This is a genomic window from Microcystis sp. M53598_WE2, assembly GCF_030067735.1.
GTDB lineage: Bacteria > Cyanobacteriota > Cyanobacteriia > Cyanobacteriales > Microcystaceae > Microcystis > Microcystis aeruginosa.
On sequence record NZ_JASJFE010000029.1, the window covers coordinates 1 to 12,326 of the forward strand.

Annotated in this window: 8 protein-coding genes and 1 tRNA gene; 7 read left to right on the forward strand and 2 right to left on the reverse strand. The window is 41.4% G+C overall.

Annotated features, from left to right (window positions below; all coding sequences use genetic code 11):
* Positions 1–110 precede the first annotated feature (110 nt).
* Genes PX636_RS00660 through hypF form a run of 3 tightly spaced genes read left to right on the forward strand, consistent with a single transcriptional unit; the run spans position 111 to position 3,543 of the window.
* Positions 111–521 (forward strand): coiled-coil domain-containing protein, encoded by a 411-nt coding sequence (locus PX636_RS00660; RefSeq protein WP_288115896.1) that lies wholly within the window; start codon positions 111–113, stop codon positions 519–521.
* Between the two features lie 52 nt (positions 522–573).
* The gene (locus PX636_RS00665; RefSeq protein ID WP_012268290.1) at positions 574–1,248 is read left to right on the forward strand and encodes a hypothetical protein; all 675 of its coding nucleotides are present in this window, start codon (positions 574–576) and stop codon (positions 1,246–1,248) included.
* Between the two features lie 27 nt (positions 1,249–1,275).
* The gene (gene hypF, locus PX636_RS00670) at positions 1,276–3,543 is read left to right on the forward strand and encodes a carbamoyltransferase HypF (RefSeq protein WP_502882834.1); all 2,268 of its coding nucleotides are present in this window, start codon (positions 1,276–1,278) and stop codon (positions 3,541–3,543) included.
* Positions 3,544–3,783: 240 nt separating this feature from the next.
* Here hypF and PX636_RS00675 read toward each other — a convergent pair whose 3' ends face one another.
* The gene (locus tag PX636_RS00675; RefSeq protein WP_002759278.1) at positions 3,784–4,074 is read right to left on the reverse strand and encodes a hypothetical protein; all 291 of its coding nucleotides are present in this window, start codon (positions 4,072–4,074) and stop codon (positions 3,784–3,786) included.
* Positions 4,075–4,439: 365 nt separating this feature from the next.
* Between PX636_RS00675 and PX636_RS00680 the strand changes: the two genes are divergently transcribed.
* Together PX636_RS00680 and bchH are read left to right on the forward strand one after the other, a co-directional pair.
* Positions 4,440–6,170 carry a diflavin flavoprotein gene (locus PX636_RS00680; RefSeq protein WP_002797275.1) on the forward strand — a complete coding sequence of 577 codons (1,731 nt, stop codon included), beginning with the start codon at positions 4,440–4,442 and terminating at the stop codon, positions 6,168–6,170.
* A 75-nt stretch (positions 6,171–6,245) separates the two neighbouring features.
* On the forward strand, positions 6,246–9,911 hold the full coding sequence (gene bchH / locus PX636_RS00685) for a magnesium chelatase subunit H (protein WP_288115897.1): 3,666 nt from the start codon (positions 6,246–6,248) through the stop codon (positions 9,909–9,911).
* A 291-nt stretch (positions 9,912–10,202) separates the two neighbouring features.
* Here bchH and moaC read toward each other — a convergent pair whose 3' ends face one another.
* A complete protein-coding gene (moaC, locus tag PX636_RS00690) occupies positions 10,203–10,703 on the reverse strand; it encodes a cyclic pyranopterin monophosphate synthase MoaC (RefSeq protein WP_147068865.1) in 501 nt (166 codons plus the stop codon).
* A gap of 43 nt (positions 10,704–10,746) precedes the next feature.
* Here moaC and PX636_RS00695 point away from each other — a divergent pair.
* Together PX636_RS00695 and PX636_RS00700 are read left to right on the forward strand one after the other, a co-directional pair.
* Positions 10,747–10,820 (forward strand) — tRNA-Arg (locus PX636_RS00695).
* 291 nt (positions 10,821–11,111) lie between these two features.
* A partial coding sequence (locus PX636_RS00700; RefSeq protein WP_288115898.1) for a tetratricopeptide repeat protein occupies positions 11,112–12,326 on the forward strand: 1,215 nt, incomplete at its 3' end.

Sequence of the window (12,326 nt, forward strand, 5' to 3'; positions counted from 1 at the left end):
ACCTAGAACTATCAGTGGGTAACAGTTTGATTTTGACTCCATAATTAAATTAGTCAACGATCGACTCAATCTCAAGACGAGAAAAAATTAATCTATTAGGAGTTTAGCTGATGACGGCTTTTACGGAAAATGACCTAAAAAGGTTAGAAAATCTGATTATCAATGGACAAAAAGCGATCGAAACTCGTTTAACCTCTCTGGAGAATGGACAAAAAGCGATCGAAACTCGTTTAACCTCTCTGGAGAATGGACAAAAAGCGATCGAGAATAGCATCGGAGAGATCAAAAGAGAAATTCAGGTCTTAGAGATAGGACAGACGGAAATTAAGGGAGAAATCAGGACTTTAGACGCAAAAATCACGGGTTTAAATGCAAGAGTGCAACTCATCGAGGCATCCGTGGGAAAAATTCCCGATTTAGCCGAAAAAATTGGGGGGGTAAAAAACTGGAAACAGATCGGTATATCGATTGTGACTGCTTTTGTGGGTGGGGTAATTGGTTGGTTAATTCGGGGAAAATAAAACTAGGCAATGTAACATAGTATTAAGCATTTGTATATTTTTATTAATTTTTATGGAACAGACAGCTTTAAATCTGATCGCGATTACCGTTTTTTCGATCACTCTTTCCGTATTTGTCACCCCTTTGCTGTCTATTTCGCCTTTTGTCCCCGCTTTGGCTACTTTTAGCCTCTTGGGATTAGTTACCGTTGATACTCTCACCTTTAATAACCGAGGCGTGACTTTGCTACTGGATGCTCTTTCTCCTAGTAAACACCGTCAAAGAGTTATTTACCACGAAGCCGGACATTTTCTCACCGCTTATATTTTGGGCATTCCGATCGCCAGTTATAGTTTGACCGCTTGGGAAGCCTTTCGTCAAGGCCAGGAGGGAGTCGGCGGTGTTCAATTTGACCTAGCAGATTTAGAGCAAAAAGTCAAGAATTTTACCGATTTTCCTGCTTTTTTAGAGCGAATTTCCACGGTGTGGATGGCGGGAATTGCTGCCGAAACCTTAGTTTATGGTAAAGCAGCAGGGGGAGAAAGCGATCGATTTTATCTGCAATCGGCCTTAAAATTAGCGGGGGTTTCCGAGAATAATTATGCCCAAAAAGAGCGCTGGAGTTTATTACAGGCAAAAACTCTTTTAGAAAAACAACAGACTGCCTATCAAGCTTTAGTGATAGCTATGGAAAAAAGGGCCAGTGTGGAAGAATGCTGTCGGGTGATTAGTGAAAGTTTAGTATAACGGGAAAAGTAATCAGGGATGAATTTGATGATTTCCCCGTTAAATTATCAATCCGATCAGCGATTAGCTTTAATTGTGCGCGGGGCAGTACAAGGGGTCGGTTTTCGTCCTTTTGTTTATCGATTAGCAACGGAATTAAACTTAGCCGGTTGGGTGAATAACACAGCAGCGGGAGTTTTTATTGAAGTCGAGGGCAATCGAGACAAACTAGAAACTTTTTTGACTCGATTATCTTTAGAAAAACCACCTCGATCGCTAATTGAAAATATTGAGACTCAATGGTTAAATCCCGTCGGTTATCAAAACTTTAGCATACGTCCTAGCAGCGGCGGTGAAAAAAATACAATTGTTCTGCCCGATTTAGCCACTTGTCCCGATTGTTTAGCCGATATTTTTGACCCGAATAATCGTCGTTATCGCTATCCTTTTACTAACTGCACTAACTGCGGTCCTCGCTACAGTATTATCGAGAGTTTACCCTATGATCGCAGTGCCACAACTATGAGGAGTTTTAATCAGTGTCCTGAATGTCAAAGGGAATACGAAAACCCTCTAGATCGCCGTTTTCATGCCCAACCGAATGCCTGTCCTCGTTGCGGACCCCAAATCAGTCTTTTAGATAGTCAAGGATGTGTATTAGCGGAAAAAGATCAAGCTTTAATCGCTACTGCTAGAGCAATTGAACAGGGAAAAATTATGGCGATCAAAGGATTAGGAGGATTTCACCTAGTCGTCGATGCAAGAAATACGGAAGCAGTGCAAAAATTGCGACAACGTAAACAGCGACCGGATAAACCTTTTGCCGTGATGTATCCTAATCTTGACTTAGTGAAAAACCACGGTTATGTATCTTCTTTAGAATCGCAATTATTGCAGTCTCCTGCAGCAGCAATTGTCCTGATTAAACAGCGAAAAAATGATCTTTCTGCTGCCGTTTCTCCGGGTAATCCCTATCTAGGAGTCATGTTACCCTATACTCCCTTACATCATCTTTTATTAGCAGAATTGGGCTTTCCTATTGTAGCAACCAGTGGTAATCTAGCCGATGAACCTATCTGTATCGACGAAAAAGAAGCTTTAGAAAAATTGGGAACTATCGCCGATTTATTTCTAGTTCATAATCGTCCCATCCTTCGACCAGTGGATGACTCTATTATCAGGGAAATGGCGGGAAAAGCGATGATTTTGCGCCGTGCGCGGGGATATGCTCCCTTTCCAGTTAAAGTTAATGAGGGAGATTTTCCCCCGATTCTGGCCGTGGGAAGTTATTTTAAAAATACCGTGGCTATCTACCAAAAAAATCAAGTTTTTATTAGTCAACATATAGGCGATTTAGATACAGTTAATGCCGTTAATCATTTTGAAAATATTCTCGATAGTTTAAAAAAATTATACGAGTTTGCACCCGAAATTATTGCCTGTGATGCTCATCCTGAATATCTAGCGACAAAGTACGCTTATAGTTTAAATTTACCCGTTATTCCCATTCAACACCATTACGCTCACGTTTTATCCTGCATGGCAGAGCATCAGCTACAACCTCCGGTTTTAGGGGTTGCTTGGGATGGAACAGGATACGGTTTAGACGGCACAATTTGGGGGGGAGAATTTATCCATATTGCTGCCGATTCTTGGCAGCGAGTCGCCCATTTTAAACCCTGGCTATTACTGGGAGGAGAAAAAGCGGTTAAAGAACCCAGACGAGTGGCTTTAGGATTACTAGAAGTTATGGAAAATACTGATAGGATAAAATCAGCTTTTAGTGAACAGGAATGGTCTATTTTTAGGCAAATGTTAACAAAAAAAATTAATTGTCCTTTAACTTCTAGTGTCGGGCGTTTGTTTGATGGTGTGGCCGCGATTCTAGGTTTATGTTATCAATTAAGTTTTGAGGGACAGGCAGCAATGCAGTTAGAATTTGCCCTTGATGGCATTAAAACGGAGGAATATTATAATTTTTCTTTATCAGCTGACTCACCCATAGTTATTGATTGGAATCAGCTAATTTTAGGAGTTGTTGAGGATTTAGAAAAACAAGTACAAATCGGCATAATTGCCGCTAAATTTCATAATAGTTTAAGTGAGATTATTGTAGAAATTGCTCAGAAAATAGGCAGAGAAAAAATTCTCCTGACGGGAGGCTGTTTTCAAAATCGTTATCTGACGGAAAGAACAATTAATCGCTTACAAGCTTCGGGATTTCAACCCTACTGGCAGCAAACTGTTCCCACTAATGATGGTGGTATTAGCCTTGGTCAAATTATCGGGGCTTTTTCTAGACTCAAACAGTTCTAGATAAGTAGGTGGGTGGAATTAAATATAAGATGAACGTAGGTTGGGTTGAAGTATGAAACCCAACGCCCGCATGGGTTACGCTACCGCTAACCCATCCTACAAATAATTGTGCCTCCCTACTTAGGACAAAATTAACTTCTTGGTTAGGACAGGCAAGAGGTAGTTATAAACCACAGAGACACAAAGAACACAGAGAGCCGATTTTTTTCTAGACTGTTGAGATGGTCGAAAATTGAGATTTTAGTTTAAACGATGCCACTCAACGATTTTATTGCCTACTTTCAAAATAATTGCTTGACCTAAACCGAGTTCTTGTGTCACATTAACTAGATGGGCGAAATTTTGACGAGTGATTGCTAGTCCCTGCAAACAGGCTAGAAAATCGAGACAGAGAACCGTGGAAAATTCCCAAGTTTGCCGGTAAATACGGCAATTGTCCGGTAAAAAAGCCACAAGAGTGCGAAAATGACTCAAAGCGGCTTTCTCAAAATTGGCGCTAGTGCAGTCAAAAGACGAGTGCTGATAGCTCATAAAAACTTTGCCTGATAGGGAAAGAGCAGGGTTTTCCTCAGACTAGCACCTCGCTTCTGGGGATCACCTTCCCTTTAGAATTTCTCAATAGACTGGCAAATCCCCCCAGAGGAGTATCGTTACCCGCGAGCCAATTGCTAGAAGCTAGGTTTCTTCCCAGAGATAGTGTACTTTAGATATTGATGTCCTTCCGGCTGGCAAGATAACCTATAAATTTCCCCACTCGTCCCCAGCGATAAAAGGCTGTATTTAGTCAAAAATCAAGTGTTGACTTTGATGCCAAACTTGCCTAGTAAAAAATGATCACAGCCTCAAGTTGCCGCTTAACTAATTGACTACTTAACTGATAACTGGTAACTAAGATTATGAATAATGCAATTGTCAAACCGAGAGATGTACAAGTAGCACCGATAGCCGCCGATACTTTTGTCTTTCGTTCCCGCACTTGGGACCGGTTAAAATTCGAGATCGAATACGGATTACAAAAGGGAACCACCGCCAATAGTTATCTGATTAAAGGTGAAAAGGTCGCTCTTTTTGATCCACCGGGGGAATCATTTTCGTCCATATTTTTAGAGGCTTTAACTAAAAGAATCGATCCGAAAACGATTGATTATATTATCCTCGGTCACGTTAACCCCAATCGTGCCGTCACCCTCAAGGCACTTTTAGAAATCGCGCCTCAAGTCACTTTTGTTTGTTCCAATCCGGGGGCAATTTCCCTGAAAAAAATTCTCGAAACCGAAGCATTAAATCTGTTCGTTGTCAAGGGGGAAGAAATATTAAATTTAGGAGCAAACCATCAATTAGAATTTATCCCCACTCCTAACCCCCGATTTCCCGATCAACTCTGTACCTACGACAGCAAAACCGATATTCTCTACACCGATAAATTGTTCGGAGCGCACGTTTGTGGCGACCAAATTTTTGATGAGGGTTGGACAGTTTATAACGAAGATCGGCGTTATTATTTCGATTGTCTCATGGCTCCCTATGCCAGCCAAATTAGCAACGCTTTGGAGAAATTAGCCGCTAAATCGCCCTTATTTTATGCCGTTGGTCACGGTCCTCTGGTGCGTTACGGGATGCACGAATTGACCCTTTCCTATCAACAATGGTTAGTAGTACAAAAGTATCAAGAGTTGACAATCGCCCTGATTTATGCAAGTGCCTACGGCAACACCGCCACCCTCGCTCAAGCGATCGCCATGGGGATCACGAAAGCGGGAGTAGCAGTCACGGCGATTAATGCCGAGTTCGCTGAACCGGACGAGATCAAAACGGCGATCGAAAAAAGTGTCGGTTTTATCTTTGGTTCCCCCACTTTGGGAGGACACGCACCGACTCCCATCCAAACCGCCTTGGGGATTACCCTAGCAAATGGCGATAAAAGCAAGCTGGTGGGGGTTTTTGGCTCCTACGGTTGGAGTGGTGAAGCGATCGATCTTTTGGAAGGTAAATTCCGGGATGGCGGTTATCGCTTCGGTTTTGAGCCAATTCGGGTTAAATTTAAGCCCACGGAGGCAATTTTAAAGACCTGTGAGGAAGCGGGAACCGATTTCGCTCAAGCAGTCAAAAAAGCTCGCAAAAGCAGACAACCGAAAACTAATGTTAACCAATCCCAAAGCGATCGGCGATCGCAGGCGCTGGGCCGTTTGGTGGGTTCTCTCTGTATCGTCACCTGCGAATTGGGAGAATTGCGCGGCGCCATGTTAGCCTCTTGGGTGTCGCAAGCGACGTTCACCCCCCCTGGATTGACTATTGCCGTGGCGAAAGAACGAGCGATCGAGTCTCTGCTTTATAGCGGTACGCCTTTTGTCCTTAATATCCTCCAAGAAGGTCAACATTTGGCTTTAATGAAGCATTTTCTTAAACCTTTTTCCCCCGGAGAAGATCGTTTCGCTAATATCGAAACCACTAAAGCTGAGAACGGTGGGCCGATTTTGGCCGAAGCGCTCGCTTATCTGGAATGTCGGGTGGAACAACGAATGGAGTGCGGTGATCATTGGCTGCTTTATGCGATCGCAGAAAAAGGCAGGGTTTTACACCAGGGTTTAACCGCCATCCATCATCGCAAATCCGGCAGTTATTATTAGTTTGTCGTTATGATCATTTCAGGGGGTGTTTTCAGGCAGGATAACGCACCCTGATTGGTCTAAAAATATATTCTTATGAAAAGCATTGTTTTAATTGTTGGCTTTGAAACCTTTAACAGGAATTTGTATCGGCAATCGGGCCTGTTGGCTAGTTCTAAATGTCCCGATTTAGAAGTAAAAGTATTTAGCGATAAATCCTTGACTAGCGAACCGGAAATAGTCGAGCAAGCTTTAGCCACTGCCGACGTTTTTTTTGCTAGTTTGATCTTCGATTACGATCAAGTTACTTGGCTACGGCAACGAGCGGCAGAGATTCCGATTCGCTTAGTTTTTGAGTCTGCTTTAGAGTTAATGAGTTTAACCCGTTTGGGAGAATTTGCCATCGGGGATAAACCAAAAGGAATGCCAAAACCAATTCAATTTATCTTGAGTAAATTTTCCAGTGGCAAGGAAGAAGATAAGTTAGCCGGTTATCTCAGTTTCCTTAAAACTGGTCCGAAACTACTGAAATTTATTCCCGCTAAAAAAGTTCAAGATTTGCGTAATTGGTTAATTATTTACGGTTATTGGAATGCGGGAGGAACCGAAAATGTTGCCGCTATGTGTTGGGTAATTGCCCAAAAATATCTAGGATTAAAAGTACAGGAAATACCCGAAGTCATCGAAACTCCCAATAAGGGACTATTACACCCCGATTATCAGGGTTATTTTCTCACTCCCCAAGAATATTTGACTTGGTATCAAAAAAATAAATCCCTTGATAAACCAGTGGTGGCACTGCTGCTTTATCGGAAGCACGTTATCAGTAAATTGCCCTATATTAATCAATTAATCCGTCATTTTGAAACGGCTAATTTAATTCCCCTACCCGTGTTTATTAACGGAGTGGAAGGCCATACAATTGTTCGGGATTGGTTAACCACAGACTACGAAATTCAGCAAAGAAAAAAAGGAATCATTGAAACTCCTTCTTTAAGTGAAGATGCGGTGACAGTAGATGCAATTGTTTCGACGATTGGCTTTCCTTTGGTGGGGGGTCCCGCGGGTTCTATGGAAGCAGGAAGACAGGTAGAAGTGGCTAAACGAATTCTGTCCGCTAAAAATATTCCTTATCTTATCGCTGCCCCTTTATTGATTCAAGATATTTATTCTTGGACAAGACAGGGAATCGGTGGTTTACAGAGTGTGGTTCTATACGCTTTACCGGAATTAGATGGAGCAATTGATACGATTCCTCTGGGGGGATTAGTGGGAGAAACTATCTATTTAATCCCCGAAAGATTACAGCGTTTAACTGGACGTTTAAATAGTTGGATTAAGTTACATAAAACACCTCCGCAAGAACGCAAAATAGCCATCATTCTCTATGGATTTCCCCCGGGTTATGGGGCAGTTGGTACGGCTGCTTTGTTAAATGTTCCCCGGAGTTTAGTTAAGTTTTTACAAGCTTTACAAGCGCAGGGTTATAATGTGGGAACGATTCCCGAAGACGGGGAAGAAATTATTCAAAAAGTTAAATTTGCCGATGATGAAAATCTCTCTAAACAAAATCGTTTATCGATAGAAACTTTAGAAAATTGGCTAGGTTATCTGTTAACCTCTCGCATTGAAAAACACTGGAAATCTCTGAAAGATGCGGGGATAAAAACTATTGGCGACCAGTATCATTTAGGGGGAATTGAGTTAGGTAATATCTGGATTGGAGTCCAGCCACCTTTAGGAATTGCTGGGGATCCGATGCGGTTAATGTTTGAAAAAGATTTAACTCCTCACCCTCAGTATGCAGCCTTTTATCAGTGGTTACAGAAAGATTTTAAGACCGATGCGATCATTCATTTTGGTATGCACGGAACTGTCGAATGGCTGCCCGGTTCACCCCTAGGAAATACTGGTTATTCTTGGTCAGATATTTTATTAGGAGATTTACCGAATTTATATATTTATGCTGCTAATAATCCCTCGGAATCTATCCTAGCTAAACGTCGCGGCTATGGGGTGTTAATTTCCCATAATGTGCCTCCCTACGGACGAGCGGGATTATATAAAGAATTGATGATTTTACGAGATTTGATTGCAGAGTTTCGAGAAAATCCTGAGAAAAATTACGCTTTAAGAGATAGTATCCTCCAAAAGATTATTGATACAGGTATCTCTAAAGATTGTCCTTTTCTGGAAGCAGAAAAACAGGGAATAGAATTCACTTTAGAAAATGCCAAATTATTTAGCCGCTATGCACTAACCGATTATTTTGTCAAGGTGTATAATTACCTACAAATCGTCGAACAAAGACTATTTTCTTCGGGTTTACACACCCTGGGAACTGCTCCTAATCAGGAAGAATTAAAAGGTTATCTTGATGCTTATTTCACCGATTTATCTGAGCGAGAATTTCAGCAAATTATCGCTGACGAAGCAACCAATGAAAAGGTTAAAGAAGGCATTGCTATTAAAAATTTATTAGGACAAAATAGCGAAGAATTAACTAATCTTTTGCGGGGATTAAATGGGGAATATGTACCACCGGCACCGGGGGGGGATTTACTCCGGGATGGTGCGGGAGTTTTGCCCACAGGACGTAATATACACGCTTTAGACCCTTACCGGATGCCTTCCCCAGCAGCCTACACCCGCGGACGGGAAATCGCCAAAAAACTGCTAGAACAAAACTTAACCGAAAAAGGAAATTATCCCGAAACTGTAGCAGTTTTACTCTGGGGATTAGATGTGATTAAAACTAAGGGTGAATCCCTGGGTATTCTCTTAGAATTAGTCGGTGCGGAACCGGTGAAAGAGGGAACAGGAAGAATTGTCAGGTATGAATTAAAACCTTTAGGGGAAATTGGACACCCGCGCATCGATATTCTGGCTAATTTATCGGGAATTTTTCGGGATACTTTTATCAATATTATCGAGTTATTGGATGATTTAATGCAGCGGGCAGCCGAGATAGAAGAATCGGAAAATGATAATTATATCCGTAAGCACTATTTAGCCTTAAAAAGTCAAGGAATTGACAATGCCAGCGCTCGTTTATTTTCCAATCCTGCTGGGGATTTTGGCTCTTTAGTTAATGACCAAGTAGTGGAGGGAAATTGGGACAATGACAACGAATTAGCGAAAACTTGGGAAAAGCGTAATGTTTTTAGTTATGGTCGTCAAGATAAGGGACAAGCGCGGCCAGAAGTGCTACAACAGTTATTAAAAACCAGTGAAAGTATTATCCAAGAAATTGACTCGGTAGAATACGGTTTAACCGATATTCAGGAATACTACGGCAACACGGGAGGATTAAAATTAGCCGCAGAAAAACAAAGCGGTAAACGGGTAATGACAAGTTTTGTCGAGAGTTTTTCCAATGATACAACTCCCCGCAAATTAGAGGAGGTTTTGCGCTTAGAATACCGCAGTAAATTACTCAATCCTAAATGGGCCAATGCCATGGTTAATCAAGGTTCCGGTGGGGCCTACGAAATCTCCCAAAGAATGACCGCTTTAATTGGTTGGGGCGGTACGGCTAATTTTAGTGACGATTGGGTGTATGATCAGGCAGCCGATACCTACGCTTTTGATGCAGAAATGGCGGAAAAATTGCGTCAAGCTAATCCCGAAGCTTTCCGTAATATTGTCGGTAGAATGTTAGAAGCACAGGGTCGCGGTTTTTGGCAAGCAGACCCCGACAAATTAGAGAAATTACAGGAATTATATCAATTGACCGATGAAAAATTAGAAGGGGTTACTTAGGTTTTTTAGGCTGCATCTCATTTTTGTCAATCTACCAAGTTGGGATTTTTACGGGGACACTCTCGGCTAAAATCGGTCATTACTTCCGATTTTACCACTCAATCCAAGCCTTTGGGGGGTTCTACCCCCCAAACCCCTCGTTGGGGGCGTGGCGCCGCCCCCAAACCCCCCGCGCATTAGTTTTTCGGTGGGATGCTTACACGCAGCCGCTGACCCATCTGTAATAATTTAAGAGTCACTGATAATTGCTGATTGTCGGTATTTCTGCAAATGTGAGATGCACCCGGGTTTTCATCGCAACAGGGAATCCTGATGATAATCTGATTTTCCTCCTGTTTTACTCAGCAGACGGATATTTTCAATCAGGATTGATTTTTCTAACGCTTTAGCCATATCGTATAAAGTCAAGGCTGCCACAGATACCGCCGTTAAAGCTTCCATTTCTACCCCAGTTTCCGATTTTGTCACCACTTCTGCCCGAATTTCGTAGCCGGGTAACTCTGCTTTCGGGATAATCTGAACATTGATTTTTTGCAGGGGTAAGGGATGGCAAAGGGGAATTAAACAGGAAGTTTGTTTGGCCGCCATAATTCCTGCTAGTCTGGCCGTCCCTAAAACGTCACCTTTAGGCGCATTTCCCTGTTCTATGGCTTCAAAAGTCGTTTTTAGCATTCTCACTTGTCCTAGGGCGATAGCAGTGCGTTTGGTGGGCATTTTCTCCGATACATCCACCATCCGGGCCTCGCCTTGGCTGTCGAGATGAGATAATTTTTCTTTACCCTCTTGCGTCATTGAATGAACCTGTGCTATAGTAGTTTACTGTTGAGAAAAACAAGGGCTTGTAGCTTAGTGGATTAGAGCGTGTGGCTACGGACCACAAGGTCGGGAGTTCGAGTCTCTCCAAGCCCGTTAGATACAATGGCATATACTACAGGAATTAGGGACATATAGTTCCTAATTTCTTTGGTTTTTTGCCCCATCTTCCCACTTTCCTATACTTTTTAAACAGGATTTAGTATCATCAGCCAGTTTTGCCGAGGTATTTTTTACCCTCAAACAGTGAAAGAAACTAAACTTTTAGGATTGTATAATACTAAATCTGGTTATTAAAAACTGATTATTTATTCCCCCTTTTGCCTTTTGCCTCTTGCCTTTTGCCTGTCCTTATAAGTAACCTATGCTCAACGGATTTAGTATAATATGAATTCTCCTGCACCTGTGCCGACACCCTTTCAAGTTGCTTTAGAGCGTTACCAGAATGCTCTAAATTATTTAGATACTTCTCATAATAAATCTCTGAAAAAAGCACAGGCTTTAGAAATTATTGCCGCCAGAGATGCTCTTAATAAACAAATGGAAGCTGAGGCGGAAATTTCCGTTGATATGTCGTCAAAATTAATCGAACAAGATAATAGATTAAAACAGAAAAGTTACAAAATTACTCAAGTTCTTGACTTAGCTGAATATCGGGAGACTTTACCTATTTCTGCTCAGGCTTGGTGGTGGCATTTAGAAAGTAGGGAATCTCTGCATCCTTGCAATCGCTTTGATTGGCTATTGAGAATCGTTAAACTGGTTTTATTAGGGGTTAATTTTACATTAATCGGAACGATTGCTACTCGGTTTCTTAGTGGTGGTTCAGGTTTGCTAGAAATAGGAGGTGTTATTTTTTCGACTTTCATTTCTTTATTACAAACTGAAAATGCTCTCACACGGACGCGCCAGAAGGGTTTTGTTAAGTTAATGAAATTGCTTGGGATTGCTGAACATTGGTATGAAGAAATACAGTTTTCTGTAACAGTAATAGTCTTTGCTATTCTCTTGGGAATTTATCTAAATTTCTCTTGGTTTTCTGAGCTTTATAAGCAAGAAGGCAACCGTTTACAATCTCCTCCGCCAGCAAGTCAAGAATTTCCTAATTTAGCTTCAGCCGAAGAGAAGTATTTAAAAGCGATTGAGTTAGATCCAGATAATCTAGATGCTCATTATAAGTTAGCAACACTTTATGAAGAGTTACAGGATTTGACTAATGGGAAGAAACACTATTTAATTGCGGCAAAAGGTGGTTTTATAGATGCTTATAATAATCTCGCTTATTGGTATCTGCGAGATAATAAGAATGCAGAAGCAGTAGAGTTACTGGAAAAAGCCCAGAGATTATTAGCAGAAAAAGATGAAAAATTAGACCAATTTACTGAAGAGGAGAAACGCAATTTAGCAGTACAAAAATATAGTATTTATAAAAATCTAGGCTGGGCCAGATTTAAGCAAAATCGCAGTGAAGATGCAGTTCCTAATCTTTTAGTTGCTATTGGTATCGCTGAAAATCCAGCTTATCAGAAATTTATCCGCAATCCCGGTGCTGCTTTTTGTATTTATGCTCAACTTTTAGAAAAAGAAGACAAGAAATTATCT

What these genes read in the sequence shown, in the direction of transcription:
- PX636_RS00660 (WP_288115896.1), top strand. Translation starts at nt 111, where the DNA reads ATGACGGCTTTTACGGAAAATGACCTAAAAAGGTTAGAAAATCTGATT.
- PX636_RS00665 (WP_012268290.1), top strand. Translation starts at nt 574, where the DNA reads ATGGAACAGACAGCTTTAAATCTGATCGCGATTACCGTTTTTTCGATC.
- hypF (WP_502882834.1), top strand. Translation starts at nt 1,276, where the DNA reads ATGATTTCCCCGTTAAATTATCAATCCGATCAGCGATTAGCTTTAATT.
- PX636_RS00675 (WP_002759278.1), bottom strand. Translation starts at nt 4,074, where the DNA reads ATGAGCTATCAGCACTCGTCTTTTGACTGCACTAGCGCCAATTTTGAG.
- PX636_RS00680 (WP_002797275.1), top strand. Translation starts at nt 4,440, where the DNA reads ATGAATAATGCAATTGTCAAACCGAGAGATGTACAAGTAGCACCGATA.
- bchH (WP_288115897.1), top strand. Translation starts at nt 6,246, where the DNA reads ATGAAAAGCATTGTTTTAATTGTTGGCTTTGAAACCTTTAACAGGAAT.
- moaC (WP_147068865.1), bottom strand. Translation starts at nt 10,703, where the DNA reads ATGACGCAAGAGGGTAAAGAAAAATTATCTCATCTCGACAGCCAAGGC.